Genomic DNA, 16,805 nt, shown 5'->3' with positions numbered 1-16,805 from the left:
CACCTTCTCAGGGGAGGACAATGTAATGCGGGCGTTGATTCTGGCAGCAGGCTTGTTGGTGGCGTGTGGTGGTGCAATGGCGCAGCAGGGTGTCCAGGAAAAGCTGAAGGCCATCCAGTCCGATCCGGTGGCCTTGCGTGCAGCGGTCGACGCCGGCAAGAAGGTCACTTTCTTCTGTGCCAACTGTCATGGTGAGGACGGCATCAGCAAGTTGCCGGAAGTGCCCAATCTGGCCGGCCAGAACCCGGCCTATCTGCTCGAGCAGATTCGCAAGTTCGGGAGCGGTGAGCGCAAGGACCCGTTCATGCAGGGCCTGATCAAGGTGCTCAAGGATGACGAGCGCCTGCAGGCAGCTTCCTACTACGCCAGCATGCCGGTGCCGCCATCGCGTGCCGATGCCGCCCTGGTGAGCAAAGGCAAGGAATTGTTCGGCAAGCTGTGCGTGCGCTGTCATGGCGAACAGGGCCGCGGCAATGAAACCATCGCCCGTCTGGCCGGACAGAAACAGCCTTACCTGCAGACGACGATCACCCGCTATCGCGACAAGACCGGGGTGCGCAACAACCAGTTGATGGCCATTGCCACGGCCGGCCTCAAGAACGAGGAAATCGTCGCGATCAGCAACTATCTGACGCAGCTGCCCTAAAACAGGCTGAGTTGCCGTTCCCCGTCGTTTTGCGGCGGGGGCGGCGGGGTGAAGCGGCTATGGTCGAGGAGCGGCCAGTCGCGTGCCAAGCCAAGCCGGCGGCAGGTCAGTTCGAAACGCTGGCGGATCAGTTCGGCAAAATGCCCGAGGCCGGTCATCCTGCTGCCAAATTTGGCATCGTTGGCGCGTCCACCGCGCAAATCATGAAGTACCGACATGATGCGTGCCGCCTTCTGCGGCGCATGCCATTCCAGCCAGTCGCGAAAGAGGCCGGCTACTTCGTGCGGCAGGCGCAGCAGCGTGTAGCTGGCGCTGCTGGCGCCATGCTCGCGGGCGGCAGCGAGCAGTTTTTCCAGTTCGTGATCATTGAGGCCGGGAATCAGCGGCGAGGCAAAGATCGAGACCGGCACGCCGGCCGCGGCCAGTTTTTCGATTGCTGTCAGGCGGGCGTGCGGCGCACTGGCGCGTGGTTCGAGCTGGCGGGCGAGCGGGCCGTCCAGCGTGGTCAGCGAAATGCCGACGTGGGCGAGATTGTGGCGGGCCAGTTCGGTCCACAGGTCGAGATCGCGCAAAATCAGTGAGGACTTGCTGACCACGGCGACCGGATGCCTCGCCTCAAGCAGCACTTCGAGCACGCTGCGACTCAGCCTGGTCTGGCGCTCGAAAGGCTGGTAGGCGTCGGTCGCTGCGCCGAGGACCAGCGTCGAGCAGACGTAGCCGGGGCGGGCCAGTTCGGCGCGCAGCAGCGCGGCGGCGTTGGGCTTCTGGAAAATCTGCGTCTCGAAATCGAGGCCGGGCGACAGGCCGAGCCAGGCATGTGTCGGTCGGGCGTAGCAGTAAATGCAGCCGTGTTCACAACCGCGGTAGGGGTTCAGCGACTGCGTGAATTCGAGGTCGGGCGAGTCGTTGCGGCTGATGATCGACTTCGCGGCATCGACCAGCAGACGGGTTTGCGGCAGCGCCGGCGTGTCGCGTTCCCAGCCGTCATCCTCGGCCAGCCGCCGGTCGCTGCTGTAGCGGTGGGCGACATTGCCGACGGCGCCGCGACCCTTGACGGGGCGGTCCGGCAACTCGAGCGAGGGGTGAAGGTCGGAATCTTGCATGCGCATCCGGTAGAATGCTCGTTTTTCAGGCATTTTCAAATGGGGCCGGGCATGACGCAGCACAGCACGCAAATCAGCAAACCGAATACCGACGACCTGCGGATCAGGGAAATCAAGGAACTGGTGCCGCCGGCGCACGTCTTCCGCGAATATCCGGTATCGAACCGCGCCGCGCAAACCACCTACGTCGCCCGCCAGGCCATCCACCGCATCCTGCACGGTGCCGATGACCGTCTGCTGGTCGTGATCGGGCCATGTTCCATCCACGATTACGATGCCGCGATGGAATACGCGAAGAAGCTGGCCAAGGAAGCCGACAAGTACAAGGACGACCTCGTCGTGCTGATGCGCGTCTATTTCGAAAAGCCGCGCACGACGGTCGGCTGGAAGGGCTTGATCAACGACCCGCGGCTCGACAACACCTTCCGCATCAACGAAGGCATCCGCCTGGCGCGCAAGATCCTGCTCGAAATCAACGAGCTGGATCTGCCCTGCGCGACCGAATTCCTCGACACCATCACGCCGCAATACACCGCCGACCTGATCGCCTGGGGCGCCATCGGCGCGCGCACCACCGAATCGCAGGTGCACCGCGAGCTGGCGTCCGGCCTGTCCTGCCCGGTCGGTTTCAAGAACGGCACCGACGGCAACATGCGCATCGCGGTCGACGCCATCCGCTCGGCCAATTCGCCACACCATTTCCTGTCGGTGACCAAGTCCGGCCATACCGCCATCGTGTCCACGATGGGCAACGAGGACTGCCACGTCATCCTGCGCGGCGGCAAGGAACCCAATTACGACGCGGCCAGCGTCGATGCCGCGTGCACCGAGATTGCCAAGTCCGGCCTCGCCGCCCGGCTGATGGTCGATTTCTCGCACGGCAACAGCCGCAAGCAGTACAAGCTGCAGATGGAAGTCAGCGACAGCGTCGCCGCCCAGCTGACGGCGGGCGAGGAGCGCATCGTCGGCGTCATGGTCGAGTCGCATCTTGTCGAAGGCCGCCAGGACATCGTGCCGGACAAGGCCTTGACCTACGGCCAGAGCGTTACCGACGCCTGCATCAACTGGGACGACAGTCTCAAGGTGCTCGACCAGCTGGCCGCCGCCGTGCGTGCCCGGCGCGTCGCCGAGGCCGCCGAGTAACTTTTTGGAGCGACCGGCAGGCCGCTCATCTCACGATCTCCGAAAGGAAGCAGCGATGCATGGCAAAAATATGTTCCTGGCCGGTCTGCTGGCTCTGTTCCTGGCCGCCTGCGGCGGCAACAGCCTGAATCGCGCCGAGACGAACGGCTGGCTGGAGGCCAAGGCGGGTACGGTCAGTACCAATGTCGGCGGCAAATGGACTACAGCGGGAGGCCCCGGGGATAACTGGGGTGAAGCCAACCTGGTCCAGGACGGTTCGCGTTTTTTCGGCACGCTGGGTTCCTACAGCGTTGATGGCGCGATCAATCGCGAGCATATCTACCTGGTTCTGCTATCCGGTAAAACGGTTTATTACACTGCCATCCTGCGGCGTGGCGCAGATGGCAGTTATGCCGGCAAGGTGGTCGAAAACGGCATCGCCGAGCATCCGGCTTATGCAGATGCGCCTTTTTCGCTGATGTATCTGCGCCCGCTGCCGAAATAAAGGGCGCCGCCCTCAGTCTTTCGTGCCGGGCAGGCTGGGGCGAGGGAACTGTTCAGGGCCGCCCGTACGACCCTGGCTCAGCCAGTGGCTGATTACCTGAATCAGGCGCTCCGGATCGGCCGGCTTCGAGATGAAGTCATCCATGCCGGCAGCGAGGCAGCGCGAGCGATCTTCCTCGAAGGCATTGGCGGTCATCGCAATGATCGGTACAGCACGGCCCAGCGGTAGCCGGCGGATGCAGCGGGTTGCTTCCAGGCCATCCATGTTCGGCATCTGCATGTCCATCAGGATCAGCGCGTATTCCTGGTTTTCCAGACGGTCGACCGCCTGGAGTCCGTCTTCTGCCGTATCGACGAGCAGACCGGCATCCTCCAGCATCATGCTTGCCACTTCGCGGTTGATCGGTTCGTCCTCGACCAGCAGGATGCGGTGTTGCGCGAGATCCGGCGTGGACCGGCATGCAGCGGTAGCCGTCGCGGCCGGCTGATGGACGGTGTCTTCCTGTTTGCGCAGGCGGGCGGTGAACCAGAAGGTGCTGCCCTGGCCCGGTATGCTGCTGGCACCGGCGGTGCCGCCCATCAGGCCGGCCAGGCGGCGGGTGATTGCCAGGCCCAGGCCGGTGCCGCCATATTTGCGGGTGGTCGTGTTGTCGACTTGTTCGAAGGCGGAAAACAGCCGCGGCAGTGCGTCGGCGGCGATGCCGACGCCGGTATCCTCGACCGTGAAGCGAAGCAGCACGCTGTGCGCGTCTTCCTCGATGAGGCCGGCTTGCAGGGTGACGCTGCCTGTTTCGGTGAATTTGATCGCATTGGCCGCGTAATTGAGCAATGCCTGCTGCAATGCCGTCTGGTCGCCAAGCAGTCCTTCGGGCAGTTCGCCGGGCCGGGCAATGAACTGGAGATGCTTGGCCTGGGCGCGTTCCTGCAACATCGACAGGACATTGGCGAAGACGCTTTCGATCCGGACCGGGCTCTCGCTCAGGGTGACCTTGCCGGCTTCGATCTTCGACAGTTCAAGGATCGCATTGATGATGCCGAGCAGATGCTCGCCGGCTGCCTCGAGTTTGTCCATCCTGGCGACTTGTTCCGGATTGAGGCCGCTGCGGCGAATCAGGTAGGCCATGCCGGTAATCGCATTGAGCGGCGTGCGGATTTCATGGCTCATGTTGGCGAGAAAGGCGCTTTTGGCGATGTTGGCGGCTTCGGCGGCCTCCTTGGCGGTCGACAGTTCCGTCGTGCGTTTTTCCACCAGTTGCTCTAGGTGCTTGCGGTATTCGGCCAGTTCTTCCTCGGCCCGCTTGCTGTCGGTAATGTTGCGGGTGATCGAGAGCAGGCAGGTGACGCCGTTCAATTCCATGCGCGAGGCGGAGAACAGGCCCCAGAAGGTGCTGCCGTCCTTGCGCCGGAAGAGCGCCTCGAAATTGAGCACCTGATCGCCGCTGCTGAATTGCCGGCTGAAACGCTGGCGATCCTCCGGGGGAGCCCAGATATTGAGTTCCAGCGAGCTGCGCCCGATCAGTTCGCTGGCCTGGTAGCCGGACATGTCGACAAAGGCGCGATTGACGTCGAGGTAGCAGCCTTCCTTCAGCGTCGTGATGGCGATGGCGTCGAGCGTGGTCTGGAAGGCCGTGCGGTAGCGTAGCTCGCTGTCGGTGAGTGCCTGGCGTGAGCGGACGATGTCGGTAATGTCGCGGAAATACCAGACGCGTCCGAGATACTCGCCAGCGGCGCTGCGCAGGGGGCTGGAGTGACGCTTCAGGCTGCGCCCGTCGACCAGGCTGATCTCGCAGTTGTCTTCGAGTGCGGGATTGGCATACAGCTCGCGCACCCGTTGCAGGAAGAGCTCCGGTTGCGCAACCCGGTGCAGTGCCTGCTCAAGGAAGGGATCGTCGGAGACGTTGGCCGGGGTGTCGAGCGGATAGTCCGGCTGGGCAATCCGCCAGACTTCGAAAAAACGCTTGTTGACCGACACGATATGACCATCGTGATCAACGACGAGAATCCCGTCCGGGCTTTCGTCGAGAATGGCCTTGTGCAAAGAGGCGCGAAACTCCTTGCTGCGATTTTGCTGCGAACCCATGTGCCGTTACTCCCTGGCCGGCGTTGGCTTGTCTGTCTGAATTGTACGCGCTTCCCCGACCCATGAACGCCGGGGAAGCGCCAGCGGGCTGCCTCAGTCGGCGAAGTTGGGGGCGCGTTTCTCGCGTTGCGCGGCGATGCACTCGCCGAGGTCGCCGGAGAGCAACAGGGCGGCATTCCAGGTCGCGACGTAATTGAGGCCGTCGGCGATGCTGTGCTCGCGGCTGTAGTTCATGACCTCCTTGAGGCCGCGCGTCGCGAGTGGCGACTTGGCGGCGATGCTCGCAGCGATGTCGCGCACGCCAGCGGTCAACGCTTCGGAGGAGGCAAAAACGCGATTGACCAGGCCGATTTTGCCCGCTTCGGCAGCGTCGACCGTCCGGCCGGTGTACGCCAGTTCGCGCGCGATGCCGTCACCGACCAGACGCGGCAGGCGTTGCAGGGTGCCGACGTCGGCGACCATGCCGAGGTCGATTTCCTTGATCGAGAACACGGCATCCTCGGCGGCATAGCGCATGTCGCAGCAGGTGACGAGATCGAGCGCGCCGCCGACGCAGGCGCCCTGGATCGCGGCCAGCACCGGTTTGCGGCAGCGCTCGATGGCGGAGAGGCAGTCCTGCAGGTCGAGGATCAGGCGGCGCAGGGCTTCGCGACTGCGCGCGCCGTCCGGATGGGCGATGCGCTGCTGGATGCTGCCCAGCATGGCGAGGTCGATGCCGGCGCAGAAATTGCGCCCGGCGCCGGCGAGGATGGCGACACGCGCTTCCGGGGTGCTGTCGACCCAGTCGAAGGCCTGGCGGATTTCCTGCCACATCGCATCGTGCATGGCGTTCGACTTGTCCGGCCGGTTGAGGCGGATCTCGGCAATGCCGTCGGCGAGGTGCAGGGTGAGGCTGGTGAATTCGGGGTGTTGCATGCGGCTGTCTCCTTGTTTGTTATGCCGGAGACTTTAACCCGAAGGCAGGATGCCGCGAAGCCCTGTCTATTCGCTGAAGCTGACCAGATCGATGTCGGCGGCCGCCTGGCGCAGCGGCAGCAGCGCCTGGTAGGCCGGCGAGTCGTACCAGCGGTCGACGCTCGCCAGATCGGGAAAACGGATCACCACGGTGTCGGCATGCGCATGCGTGCCGGCGAGCAGCCGGCCGCGCTGGCCGCGAAAGACCAGCTCGGCGCCGAAGGGCGCCAGCGTGGCCGGCACCCGGGCGCGGTATTGCGCCCATTGGTCGGCGTCCTTGACCGTGATGTGGCCGATGACCAGCGCGCTCATGCGGCGTTCTTGCCTTTTTGCCAGAGCACGTCACCGCGCCCGCCGGCACGGTTGAGGACGCGGCCGAGAATGAAGAGCAGGTCGGAGAGGCGGTTGATGTAGCGGCGCGCCGGCTCGGAGAGCGGCTCGGCGGCGTGCAGGCGGACCATCGAGCGCTCGGCGCGGCGGCAGACGGTACGGCTCAGGTGGGCCAGTGCAGCGGCGCGCGTGCCGCCGGGCAGGATGAATTCCTTGAGCATGGGCAGGTCGGTGTTGAATTCGTCGGCCAGTTCTTCGAGGCGGGCGACCTGGGCATCCTTGATGATGTTCATGCCGGGCAGGCAGAGTTCGCCGCCGAGATCGAACAGATCGTGCTGGACGTCGAGCAGGGCGGCACGCACGGCGGCCGGCAGTTCTTCGCAGAGCAGCACGCCGAGGCCGGAATTCAGTTCGTCGATTTCGCCGATGCTGTCGATGCGCAGGCTGTCCTTGGTCGTCCGGCTGCCATCGCCGAGCCCGGTAGTGCCGGCGTCGCCGGTGCGGGTGACGATCTTCGACAGGCGGTTGCCCTTGCGTTCGCTGTCCGTATTGTTCTGGTTGTCGCTCACGGTCTCTCTCCTTGGTTGTCGGCGGATTATACTTTTGGCTCAGCCACAGACTGTCATCGTCATGCCAAAGTTCGCCGCCAACCTGAGTTTTTTATTTGCCGACCGGCCTTTCCCCGAACGTTTCGCGCTGGCCGCAGCGGCCGGCTTCGGCGGGGTCGAGTATCTCTTTCCCTACGAGCATTCGCCGCATGACATCGCGGAATGGCTGCAGGCGAGCGATCTGGAGCAGGTGCTGTTCAACCTGGCGCCCGGCGACTGGGCGGCCGGCGAGCGCGGTCTGGCCTGTCTGCCGCACCGCCAGGGCGAGTTTGCCGAGAGCGTCGAGCAGGCGCTCGAATACGCCGTCGTGCTCGATTGCGAGCGGGTGCATTGCATGGCCGGCCTCTCCCCGGCCGGCGTGGCCGAGGCCGAACTGGAAGCAACCTATATCGCCAACCTGCGTTACGCCGCCGACCGGCTGGCCACGGTCGGCGTCACGGTGATGATCGAGCCGATCAATAGTCGCATCGACATGCCGGGTTACTGGCTGGATGATGTGGCGAAGGGTTTTCGCCTGCTGGCGGCGGTCGACCGTCCGAACGTCAAATTGCAGTACGACATCTACCACGCCCAGATCATCGCCGGCGATCTGGCGCGCACGCTGGAAGCCAACATCGGGCAGATCGGCCACATCCAGATTGCCGACAATCCTGGTCGGCATGAGCCGGGGACCGGCGAGATCAACTATCCCTATTTGTTCGCGTTGCTTGACCGGCTCGGTTACGCCGGCTGGGTTGGCTGCGAATACAGGCCGCTGACGACGACCGAAGCCGGTCTTGGCTGGCTAAAGAAGTAGGCGCTCACACGACGCGGTTGCGGCCGCGTCGCTTGGCGGCATAGAGCTTGCCGTCGCATTCGGCGATGACATCGCGAACCAGGCTGGTGTCTACAAAGGTGTAGGTGGCCGGGGCGATTTCGGTTACGCCGAAACTGGCGCTGAGCGGGATAGCCGGTTCGCCGGGCAGCGGGTTGTCGTGAATGCGCTGGCGCAGTTTTTCGGCGAGCAGGTGGGCCTGGGCGTTACCGGTCGACGGTGCGACGAGCAGGAATTCCTCGCCGCCGTAGCGGAAGACGAGATCGGACTGGCGCAGCGTGTCGCGGACGATACCGGCGATGTGCTCGAGCGCCCGGTCGCCGGTGTTGTGGCCGTACCTGTCGTTGAGTTTCTTGAAGTGATCGAGGTCGAACATGATGACGCAGAAGGCCGATTCGGTGGCCTTGGCGATTTCCATCTGGTTGACCAGGACGCGGTCGAGAAAGCGGCGGTTCAGGAAGCCGGTCAGCGGGTCCTTGTTGTACACGCTCATGATGACGATGCTGTTGAGCAGCGAGATTTCGTTGCCGAGTTCGAGCGAGTAGGTTTCGGCTTTTTTCAGCAGCGCGTAGATGGGCCCGCTGGCCCGGCGGTGAGCCATGATTTCGGCGACTTCGAGTACGACATGGTGCAGCGACTCGTGCAGTTTTTCGATCTGGGCGATATGGCTCTTGTCGCGGATCAGCTTGCTGCCTTCGCCGTTCAGCCAGGAGCCGAACTGGCATTGCGCGTGGTCGAGTTCCGGCATCAGTTCCGGGGCGCGTTGGCGCGCGGCTTCGACCAGCTGGGCGATCCATTCGAGGTGGCTCTCGAAATAAGTGAGGATGTTCTTGTCACTGAGCGCCTGGATGTGACTCAGGCGCAGGTGGTTGCGCGTGCCCAGGCGATTGAGGAAGACGCGCAGGTAGATGCTGGCGAACTCTTCCTCCATGTCTTCAAAGAGCGTAATCAATTGGCGCGCCCGCTCCAGATCGCCACGAGCGAGCTCAAGCTTGATGATCAGGTTGCGCAGGACGCCGAACTGGTGTGCGAAGAGCATGAAGGGCGTGCCTTCGCCGGCCAGTTGCTCAAGCATCGCATGGCACTGGTTTTCATCCTCGCTGACGAGGGCTCTGACGAGGCAATTCTTGATATGCGGCCAGGCGACATTGACGCTTTCAACGACGACCGCCTCGTCGGGCGGGGCGCTCTCCAGTTGCGCATCGAGCTCCTGCAGTAGCGAGCTGAGCAGGGCTCGGGTGTCGGGGGCTGTCCAGAGGTTCATTCGTCATCTTTCCTGTGATCCGCGTCGCGGGTGCCATGCAGGGGAGGTTGGCGCAGATCGGCTAAGTCCGTGATTGGCTTGCATTTTTATGCCGCCAATAAAGCGCGCGATTATAGAGGGAAGGCGCCCGCCAAGTGGGTAAAAATATGTTGTTTCGGGCATGCAAAAAAGCTGTTTATGTCATTGGCAAATTGCTGTCCTGGCTTGCGGCGTATGCCGTCCGGGAATCTGCGCGTGACCCCTCTTTTTGCCTTCGCCCACGGTTTAGAATGCATGGATGGAGACCGCCGAAAACACTTTCCAGACTGATCGCAAGGCCCTCGCCGAGCGCCTCAAGGCCATTCTGCCGGCGCATTGCCTGCTGGTCGATGACGAGGATTTGCGCCCCTACGAGTGCGATGGCCTGACCGCCTACCGCGAATTGCCGCTCGCCGTCTGCCTGCCGGAAAGCGAGGCGCAGGTGGTCGATATCCTGTGGACCTGTCACCAGCTCGGCGTGCCGGTGGTGGCGCGCGGTGCCGGCACCGGTCTGTCGGGTGGGGCGATGCCGCATGCCCAGGGCGTCGTGCTGTCGATGGCGCGTTTTAACCGGATTTTGCGCGTCGACCGGTTGGCGCGTCTGGCGGTGGTTCAGCCCGGCGTGCGCAACCTCGCCGTGTCGGAAGCGGCGGCGCCGTACGGCCTGTATTACGCGCCCGATCCCTCGTCGCAGATTGCCTGCACGCTGGGCGGCAATGTTGCCGAAAATTCGGGCGGCGTGCATTGCCTGAAATACGGCCTGACCGTGCACAACATCCTGCGCATCCGGGTGGTCAGCATCGAGGGCGAGGTTTTCGAGATCGGTTCCGAAGCGCCCGATGCGCCCGGTTACGACCTGCTTGCCCTGCTCATCGGTTCGGAAGGCATGCTTGGCGTGGTCACCGAAGTGACCGTCAAGCTGGTGCCCAAGCCGGCGCTGGCGCAGGTCGTGATGGCCTCCTTCGACCAGGTCGGCAAGGCCGGCGAGGCAGTGGCGGCGATCATCGCCGCCGGCATCATTCCGGCCGGTCTCGAGATGATGGACAAGCCGGCGACGGCGGCGGTCGAGCCCTACGTCAAGGCGGGTTACGACCTCGCTGCGGCGGCCATCCTGCTCTGCGAATCAGACGGCACGCCGGAAGAGGTCGCCGAGGAGATTTCCCGCGTCACGGCGGTGTTGACCGCGGCCGGCGCGCGCGACATCCGCGTCTCGCAATCGGAAGCCGAACGCCTGCGCTTCTGGGCCGGGCGCAAGGCGGCGTTTCCGGCGGTCGGGCGGATCACGCCCGATTATTACTGCATGGACGGCACGATTCCGCGCAAGCGCCTGGCTGAAATGCTGGCTGCGATTGCCGCCATGGAGAAGAAATACAAGCTGCGCTGCGCCAATGTCTTTCATGCCGGCGACGGCAACCTGCATCCGCTGATCATGTATGACGCGGCCAAACCGGGCGAGTGGACGCGGGCCGAGGCCTTCGGCGCGGAAATCCTCGAACTGTCGGTGCGTCTCGGCGGTTCGATCACCGGCGAGCACGGGGTCGGCATCGAGAAGATCAACCAGATGTGCGTGCAGTACAAGACGCGCGAGCTGGAAGTCTTTCATCGCATCAAGGCCGCCTTCGACGAGCGCGGCCTGCTCAATCCCGGCAAGGCTGTGCCCAGCCTGCATCGCTGCGCCGAATACGGGCAGATGCATGTGCATCATGGCGAACTGAAATTTCCCGAACTGGAGCGGTTCTGATGCGCCTCAGCGATCTGGTGGCCGAGATGATCGGGGCCGCAGCCAACAACGAGCCCCTGCGCATCCGTGCTGGCGGCAGCAAGGATTTCTACGGCGGCATGCTGGCCGGCAAGCTGCTCGATGTTTCCGCACATCGCGGCATCGTTGCTTACGAACCGACCGAGCTTTATGTGACGGCGCGCTGCGGTACGCCGCTGGTCGAAATCGAGGCCGCGCTGGCCGAGTGTGGCCAGATGCTGGCTTTCGAACCGCCGCATTTCGGCCGGGCGACGCTGGGCGGTTGCGTCGCGGCCGGGCTGGCCGGGCCACGCCGGCAGCAGGCGGGCGGCGTGCGCGATTTCGTGCTCGGCGTGAAGCTGGTTGACGGACGCGGGCTGGTGCACGATTTTGGCGGCCAGGTCATGAAGAATGTCGCCGGTTACGACGTCTCGCGCTTGCTCGCGGGCAGTCTCGGCACCCTGGGCGTACTCGCCGAGGTCACGCTGAAAGTCCTGCCGCGGCCGCGCGCCGAGCAGACCCTGCGCTTCGATCTGGATGAAGGCGCCGCGCTGGCCCTGCTCAACGAATGGGGCGGGCAGCCCTTGCCGGTTTCGGCCTCGTTCTGGTCGGCCGGGCAGCTCTGGTTGCGCCTGTCCGGTGCACAGGCCGCGGTGGCCAGCGCAGTGGCGCGCCTGGCGGACCAGTTTGGCGGCCAGACGGTCGACGGCGAAAAACACTGGATTTCCGTGCGCGAACAGACGCATCCGGCTTTTGCCGGCACCTGCCTGTGGCGCCTGGCGCTGCCGACGACGACCCCGGCGCTCGGCCTTGATGGCCTGGGTGCGATCGAGTGGGGCGGCGGCCTGCGCTGGTATGCCGGCGACGCTGTCCCGGCGGCCGTGCTGCGCGAGCGGGCAGAGCAGGCCGGCGGGCATGCCGTGCTCTACCGCGCGCCGGAATCGCTGCGCTGCCTGGAGGGCGCCTTCGCGCCGCTGGCGCCGCCCTTGCTGGCGCTGCACCGGCGCCTGAAAAAGAGTTTCGACCCGCAGGGCATTCTCAACCCCGGTCGTCTGTACGCGGAGTTCTGATGGATAGCCGCGTCACCGACACCCTGCGTCAGACCCGCGCCGGCCAGATCGCCGAGGACATCCTGCGCAAGTGCGTGCACTGCGGTTTCTGCACGGCGACCTGTCCGACCTACCAGTTGCTGGGCGACGAGCTGGACGGGCCGCGCGGGCGCATCTACCTGATCAAGCAATTGCTCGAAGGCAAGGAAGTGACGGCGAGGACGCAGCTGCACCTCGATCGCTGCCTGACCTGCCGTTCCTGCGAGACGACCTGTCCCTCCGGCGTGCAATACGCGCATCTGCTCGATATCGGGCGCGAGGTGCTGGCGGCGCAGTTGCCGCGGCCGCGCGCCGAAGCGCTGAAACGCCGTCTGCTGCGCGCGGGCCTGACCCGGCCGCGCCTGTTCGGCACGGCGATTCGCCTTGGTCGCATGTTGCGTCCCTTGCTGCCCTCCGGCCTGGCCGACAAGCTGCCGCGTCCGGCGCCCGGTGCCAGTCGTGGCAAGCCGGTCGGCGGCCGGCACCCGCGCCGCATGCTGTTGCTTGCAGGTTGCGTGCAGCCGGCGCTGGCGCCCAATATCAATGCGGCGACGATGCGGGTGTTCGACCGGCTCGGTATCGAGTTGTTCGAGGAGGCCAAGGCCGGCTGTTGTGGTGGCGTACGTTTCCATCTCGACGATCAGGCCGGCGCGAAGGTCGACATGCGGCGCAATATCGATGCCTGGTGGCCGCATGTCGAGGCCGGGGTCGAGGCGATTGTCGTCACCGCATCGGGTTGCGGCGTGCAGGTGCGCGATTACGCTCATGTGCTGGCCGACGATACGGTCTACGCCGAAAAAGCGGCCAAAATCAGCGCGCTGTGCCGTGATCCATCGGAAGTCCTGTGCGCCGAGCGAGCCGCCCTGTTGTCGCTTTTGCCAGATGATCAACCGCTTCGCGAACGGCTGGCTTTTCACGCACCGTGTACACTGCAGCATGGTTTGCAGATTCGCGGCGTGATCGAGGATCTGCTGCAGGCGGCTGGCTTTGTCCTGACGCCGGTGGCCGATGCGCATTTGTGCTGTGGTTCGGCGGGGACGTATTCCCTTTTGCAGCCGGAATTGTCGGTGCAGTTGCGTAACCGGAAACTGGCTGCGCTTGATGCTGGCGGTCCGCTCCTGATCGCCACGGCCAATATCGGCTGCCTGACGCACTTGCAGGCGGGCAGCATGCTGCCCGTCCGGCACTGGATAGAATTGATGGATGAGGTGATGGTTTGAGCGGAACATCGGTAAACGAGGCGGTCAGGACGCTGGGCGAAGAAGATGCCAAAAAGATCAAGCGTCTGCTCGAACGGGGGGTCAAGATTCCGCCGCAGCCGCGGGTCATGCAGGAGCTTTTCAAGCTGCTGCAGCAAAAGGAATTCGATATCCGCGTGTTGTCGCGGGTGATCAACCAGGATCCCGGCATCACCGCCATGCTCTTCAAGGTGGTGGGCAGTGCGGCTTACAAGCAGCACCAGCCCTTTGAGACGGTCGAGCAGATCCTGCACGCCGTCGGCGTGCGCCAGACGGCCAACCTGGTACAGGCCGTGGCGCTGGCCGGCATGGGCGACATCAAGAAGAATCCGCGTGTGTACGAGGCCTTCTGGGCGCGTTCGCAGGCGGTGGCGCAGATCGCCATGCTGATTGCCGACGACCGCATCGCCGTCTGCAACATCTTCCCGGATCAGGCCTACCTCGCCGGGATTTTTCACGATTGCGGCGTGCTCCTGCTGCTGCAGCGCTTCACCGCCTATTGCGCCGAGATGCACCTGGGTGAGCCGGGACGCTGGGTCGATCTGGCCGACGAGGATCGCAAGTTCAGTGCCGATCATTGCGTGGTCGGCTACATCGTCGCCCGTCACTGGCATCTGCCCGACTTCATCTGCGATGCCATCCGCTATCACCACGACATCCGTGAGCTGGGCATGCATGCCTCGCGCACGATGGTGGCCATCCTGCAGTTGGCGATCGAAATCTATTATCGCGAGCAGCGCATTCGCAATACCGAATGGGATCGGGTCAAGGACGAGGTTCTGCCTGAACTCGGCCTGGGCGAAGACTCCCTGCCTGAATTTGTCGACGTCATCATCGAGCGTTTCCAGGCAACGCAGCACTGATGCAAGACGGGTCAAGCATGCTTTGGGTTAATTTTGTGTAAAGCTTTGTATATCCCTTTCATGATAATCTTCTCCGGATCAAGGAGAGGGTAATGCCGTTAGCAATTGACGCGTGTGCAGCACAGCACCAGGGGGATCGCAAGGAGCAACAGGATCGTCTGGCCATTCTGCCGCATGCCAAAAAAAAGGGTGTCGCACTGGTCGTTGTCGCTGACGGCATGGGCGGACATACCGGGGGAGCCCTGGCCGCCGAGCAGGTGTTGCACACGGCGAAAACCACCCTCGAACATTTCGCACCGGCGGAAGAAAGTCCGCGCGTCCTGCTTGAAAATAGCATGCGTGAAGCGCATACGATGATCAAGGCATCGCGCTTCATGAACGAAAAGGATCCGCACAGCACGGCCGTCATGCTGCTGCTGCAGCCGGGCAAAGTGACCTGGGCGCATTGCGGTGACAGTCGCCTGTACCGCTTCCATGACGGGAAACTGGTCCGCCGTACGGTCGACCATTCCTATGTCGAACATTTGGTCGCCAATGGCCGGATCACCGCCGAGCAGGCGCTGACGCACCCCAATCGCAATGTCCTGCTGACTTCGCTGGGCGGGCAGGAAGACCCCAAATTCGATTTTGCCGAGGCCGAAGACATTGCCGGCGGCGATGCTTTCGTGCTCTGCTCGGACGGCCTCTGGGCCTATTTCGACGATGCCGAACTGGGCCGCATCGTGGCGGAAAACTCGGCGCGCAATGCCTGTGAAATTCTGATCGATCACGCCCGGGCTCGGGCTGCCGGCAGCGGCGACAACATCTCGCTGGCCATCATCAAGCTGGTCGAAGTGCCGGCCGAAAAGCCGAAGGCCCCCGTCGGTTTCGTGCCGCGCCGGCCCGGCTGAGTTTTCCTTGCTTCGCGTGAGATGGATGTAGAAACGGCGCCTTCGGCGCCGTTTTGATTTACTGCTTGCGACCCAGGCCGCCGAGCAGGGCGGCGACCACCCGCTTGGGTTTGTGCGGGTCGATCTTGGCCGGTGCCTGCGGCGAATCCGGCACGTCGCTGCGCGGACTGGTGTCCTCGTAAGGCTTGCTGAAGTCGAAACCGTCGGCAGCGATCATCGGGTTGCGGCGCGCCGGGCGGCGCTCGTGGCGGTCGCCGCGATCATTGCGATCAGCCCGCTCGTTACGCTCGCCACGCTCCGGGCGCTGGGCAACGGGGGCCTTGGTCGGGGCGGCGGCAGGGGCGCTGCGCTTTTTCTTGTTGCCCGGCGGGTATTCGTATTCCGCTTCCGGCTCGAAACCGACAACTTCGACCTGTTCGATCGGGCGCTTGATCAGCTTTTCGATATCGACCAGGTAGCCGACTTCGTGCGCGCTGACCAGCGAAATCGCATTGCCCAGCTTGCCGGCGCGGCCGGTGCGGCCGATGCGGTGCACGTAGTCTTCCGGCGTGTGCGGCAGTTCGTAGTTGATCACATAGGGCAGGTCGTCGACGTCGAGGCCGCGCGCGGCCACGTCGGTCGCGATCAGGGCGTGCGTCTCGCCGGCCTTGAAGGCATCGAGCGCCTTGATGCGTTCGAGCTGGCTCTTGTCGCCGTGAATCGCATCGGCCTGGATGCCGGCACGCTGCAGTTCGCGGGTCAGGCGCGAGCAGCCCTGCTTGGTGCGCATGAAGACGAGGCACTGGCGGATTTCGCTGGATTTCAGCAGCTTGATCAGCAGGCCGCGCTTGCCGTATTCGGAAACCGGATGCACACGATGCGTGATGTTGTCGGAGACCTGGTTGCGGCGGGCGACTTCGATCAGCACCGGTGAACGCAGCATGGTGTCAGCGAGGCGCTTGATTTCCTCGGAGAAGGTCGCCGAGAACAGCAGGCTCTGGCGTTGTGCCGGCAGCATGTTGAGGATGCGCGTGACGTCGGGCACGAAGCCCATGTCGAGCATGCGGTCGGCTTCGTCGAGAACCAGCGCCTGCACCGAGTTGAAGCTGACGCTCTTGTTTTCGACGTGGTCGAGCAGTCGACCGGGTGTGGCGACGAGAATCTCGACACCCTTCTTCAGTTCGGCAATCTGCGGCCGGATATCGACGCCGCCAAAGGCGCACATCGAGCGCAGGTGCGTGTGCTTGCTGTAGGCCTTGACCGATTCATAGACCTGCAGGGCGAGTTCGCGGGTCGGTGCGAGGATCAGGGCGCGTACCGGATGTTTGGCCGGCGACGGGCTGCTGCTCGCAAAGGGCAGGATGCGCTGCAGGATGGGCAGCGTGAAGGCGGCCGTCTTGCCGGTGCCGGTCTGGGCGCCGCCCATGATGTCCTGGCCGCGGATGACGAGCGGAATCGCCTGAGCCTGGATCGGCGTCGGCTTGGTATAACCCTCTTCGAGAACCGCGCGCAGCAGTTCAGGGGCCAGGCCGAGATCGGCAAAGGTAATTTCGGGAGTGGCTTCTG

At 64.0% G+C, this 16,805-nt stretch carries 16 protein-coding genes; 9 read left to right on the top strand and 7 right to left on the bottom strand.

Annotated features, from left to right (window positions below; translation table 11 throughout):
* Nucleotides 1–25: 25 nt before the first annotated feature.
* On the top strand, nt 26–646 hold the full coding sequence (locus tag KI612_RS16350; RefSeq protein WP_226441129.1) for a c-type cytochrome: 621 nt from the start codon (nt 26–28) through the stop codon (nt 644–646).
* On the opposite strand, the gene KI612_RS16345 is transcribed toward KI612_RS16350, so the two are convergent.
* Nucleotides 643–1,749, bottom strand: coding sequence for a PA0069 family radical SAM protein (locus KI612_RS16345; protein ID WP_226441128.1), 1,107 nt, complete (start codon nt 1,747–1,749; stop codon nt 643–645). The genes KI612_RS16350 and KI612_RS16345 overlap by 4 nt on opposite strands.
* 51 nt (nt 1,750–1,800) lie before the next feature.
* Between KI612_RS16345 and aroG the strand changes: the two genes are divergently transcribed.
* Together aroG and KI612_RS16335 are read left to right on the top strand one after the other, a co-directional pair.
* Nucleotides 1,801–2,892 (top strand): 3-deoxy-7-phosphoheptulonate synthase AroG, encoded by a 1,092-nt coding sequence (gene aroG, locus KI612_RS16340; RefSeq protein ID WP_226441127.1) that lies wholly within the window; start codon nt 1,801–1,803, stop codon nt 2,890–2,892.
* A gap of 55 nt (nt 2,893–2,947) precedes the next feature.
* Nucleotides 2,948–3,376 carry a hypothetical protein gene (locus KI612_RS16335; protein WP_226441126.1) on the top strand — a complete coding sequence of 143 codons (429 nt, stop codon included), beginning with the start codon at nt 2,948–2,950 and terminating at the stop codon, nt 3,374–3,376.
* A gap of 12 nt (nt 3,377–3,388) precedes the next feature.
* Here the strand turns inward: KI612_RS16335 and KI612_RS16330 are convergent, their stop codons facing one another.
* The 4 genes from KI612_RS16330 to KI612_RS16315 all read right to left on the bottom strand — a co-directional run bounded on the left by KI612_RS16330 (nt 3,389) and on the right by KI612_RS16315 (nt 7,308).
* A complete protein-coding gene (locus tag KI612_RS16330) occupies nt 3,389–5,455 on the bottom strand; it encodes a PAS domain-containing hybrid sensor histidine kinase/response regulator (protein WP_226441125.1) in 2,067 nt (688 codons plus the stop codon).
* Between the two features lie 93 nt (nt 5,456–5,548).
* Nucleotides 5,549–6,370: a crotonase/enoyl-CoA hydratase family protein gene (locus KI612_RS16325; RefSeq protein WP_226441124.1), complete on the bottom strand. Its 822-nt coding sequence runs from the start codon at nt 6,368–6,370 to the stop codon at nt 5,549–5,551.
* Nucleotides 6,371–6,436: 66 nt separating this feature from the next.
* Nucleotides 6,437–6,721, bottom strand: a complete 285-nt coding sequence (locus tag KI612_RS16320) for a DUF1330 domain-containing protein (RefSeq protein ID WP_226441123.1) — start codon at nt 6,719–6,721, stop codon at nt 6,437–6,439.
* Nucleotides 6,718–7,308 carry a cob(I)yrinic acid a,c-diamide adenosyltransferase gene (locus KI612_RS16315; protein WP_226441122.1) on the bottom strand — a complete coding sequence of 197 codons (591 nt, stop codon included), beginning with the start codon at nt 7,306–7,308 and terminating at the stop codon, nt 6,718–6,720. The genes KI612_RS16320 and KI612_RS16315 overlap by 4 nt, the downstream gene beginning before the upstream one ends.
* A gap of 61 nt (nt 7,309–7,369) precedes the next feature.
* Here KI612_RS16315 and otnI point away from each other — a divergent pair, with 61 nt between their 5' ends.
* Nucleotides 7,370–8,143 carry a 2-oxo-tetronate isomerase gene (gene otnI, locus KI612_RS16310; RefSeq protein ID WP_226441121.1) on the top strand — a complete coding sequence of 258 codons (774 nt, stop codon included), beginning with the start codon at nt 7,370–7,372 and terminating at the stop codon, nt 8,141–8,143.
* Between the two features lie 4 nt (nt 8,144–8,147).
* Here otnI and KI612_RS16305 read toward each other — a convergent pair whose 3' ends face one another.
* Nucleotides 8,148–9,425: a GGDEF domain-containing protein gene (locus KI612_RS16305; protein ID WP_226441120.1), complete on the bottom strand. Its 1,278-nt coding sequence runs from the start codon at nt 9,423–9,425 to the stop codon at nt 8,148–8,150.
* Nucleotides 9,426–9,702: 277 nt separating this feature from the next.
* Between KI612_RS16305 and KI612_RS16300 the strand changes: the two genes are divergently transcribed.
* The 5 genes from KI612_RS16300 to KI612_RS16280 all read left to right on the top strand — a co-directional run bounded on the left by KI612_RS16300 (nt 9,703) and on the right by KI612_RS16280 (nt 15,260).
* A complete protein-coding gene (locus KI612_RS16300) occupies nt 9,703–11,184 on the top strand; it encodes an FAD-linked oxidase C-terminal domain-containing protein (protein WP_226441119.1) in 1,482 nt (493 codons plus the stop codon).
* Complete coding sequence (gene glcE / locus KI612_RS16295; RefSeq protein WP_226441118.1) at nt 11,184–12,251, top strand: glycolate oxidase subunit GlcE; 1,068 nt, start codon at nt 11,184–11,186, stop codon at nt 12,249–12,251. The genes KI612_RS16300 and glcE overlap by 1 nt, the downstream gene beginning before the upstream one ends.
* The gene (glcF, locus tag KI612_RS16290; protein WP_226441117.1) at nt 12,251–13,489 is read left to right on the top strand and encodes a glycolate oxidase subunit GlcF; all 1,239 of its coding nucleotides are present in this window, start codon (nt 12,251–12,253) and stop codon (nt 13,487–13,489) included. Before glcE ends, glcF begins: the two co-directional genes overlap by 1 nt.
* Nucleotides 13,486–14,370: an HDOD domain-containing protein gene (locus tag KI612_RS16285; protein ID WP_226441116.1), complete on the top strand. Its 885-nt coding sequence runs from the start codon at nt 13,486–13,488 to the stop codon at nt 14,368–14,370. The genes glcF and KI612_RS16285 overlap by 4 nt, the downstream gene beginning before the upstream one ends.
* A 92-nt stretch (nt 14,371–14,462) precedes the next feature.
* A complete protein-coding gene (locus KI612_RS16280) occupies nt 14,463–15,260 on the top strand; it encodes a PP2C family protein-serine/threonine phosphatase (protein ID WP_226441115.1) in 798 nt (265 codons plus the stop codon).
* A gap of 58 nt (nt 15,261–15,318) precedes the next feature.
* Here KI612_RS16280 and KI612_RS16275 read toward each other — a convergent pair whose 3' ends face one another.
* Nucleotides 15,319–16,788, bottom strand: a complete 1,470-nt coding sequence (locus KI612_RS16275) for a DEAD/DEAH box helicase (RefSeq protein WP_226444273.1) — start codon at nt 16,786–16,788, stop codon at nt 15,319–15,321.
* Nucleotides 16,789–16,805: the final 17 nt, after the last annotated feature.

The organism is Quatrionicoccus australiensis (assembly GCF_020510525.1).
GTDB classification, from domain to species: Bacteria; Pseudomonadota; Gammaproteobacteria; order Burkholderiales; family Rhodocyclaceae; genus Azonexus; species Azonexus australiensis_B.
This window is presented reverse-complemented; position numbering and strand designations above follow the sequence as displayed.

What these genes read in the sequence shown, in the direction of transcription:
- KI612_RS16350 (WP_226441129.1), top strand. Translation starts at nt 26, where the DNA reads ATGCGGGCGTTGATTCTGGCAGCAGGCTTGTTGGTGGCGTGTGGTGGT.
- KI612_RS16345 (WP_226441128.1), bottom strand. Translation starts at nt 1,749, where the DNA reads ATGCAAGATTCCGACCTTCACCCCTCGCTCGAGTTGCCGGACCGCCCC.
- aroG (WP_226441127.1), top strand. Translation starts at nt 1,801, where the DNA reads ATGACGCAGCACAGCACGCAAATCAGCAAACCGAATACCGACGACCTG.
- KI612_RS16335 (WP_226441126.1), top strand. Translation starts at nt 2,948, where the DNA reads ATGCATGGCAAAAATATGTTCCTGGCCGGTCTGCTGGCTCTGTTCCTG.
- KI612_RS16330 (WP_226441125.1), bottom strand. Translation starts at nt 5,455, where the DNA reads ATGGGTTCGCAGCAAAATCGCAGCAAGGAGTTTCGCGCCTCTTTGCAC.
- KI612_RS16325 (WP_226441124.1), bottom strand. Translation starts at nt 6,370, where the DNA reads ATGCAACACCCCGAATTCACCAGCCTCACCCTGCACCTCGCCGACGGC.
- KI612_RS16320 (WP_226441123.1), bottom strand. Translation starts at nt 6,721, where the DNA reads ATGAGCGCGCTGGTCATCGGCCACATCACGGTCAAGGACGCCGACCAA.
- otnI (WP_226441121.1), top strand. Translation starts at nt 7,370, where the DNA reads ATGCCAAAGTTCGCCGCCAACCTGAGTTTTTTATTTGCCGACCGGCCT.
- KI612_RS16305 (WP_226441120.1), bottom strand. Translation starts at nt 9,425, where the DNA reads ATGAACCTCTGGACAGCCCCCGACACCCGAGCCCTGCTCAGCTCGCTA.
- KI612_RS16300 (WP_226441119.1), top strand. Translation starts at nt 9,703, where the DNA reads ATGGAGACCGCCGAAAACACTTTCCAGACTGATCGCAAGGCCCTCGCC.
- glcE (WP_226441118.1), top strand. Translation starts at nt 11,184, where the DNA reads ATGCGCCTCAGCGATCTGGTGGCCGAGATGATCGGGGCCGCAGCCAAC.
- glcF (WP_226441117.1), top strand. Translation starts at nt 12,251, where the DNA reads ATGGATAGCCGCGTCACCGACACCCTGCGTCAGACCCGCGCCGGCCAG.
- KI612_RS16280 (WP_226441115.1), top strand. Translation starts at nt 14,463, where the DNA reads ATGCCGTTAGCAATTGACGCGTGTGCAGCACAGCACCAGGGGGATCGC.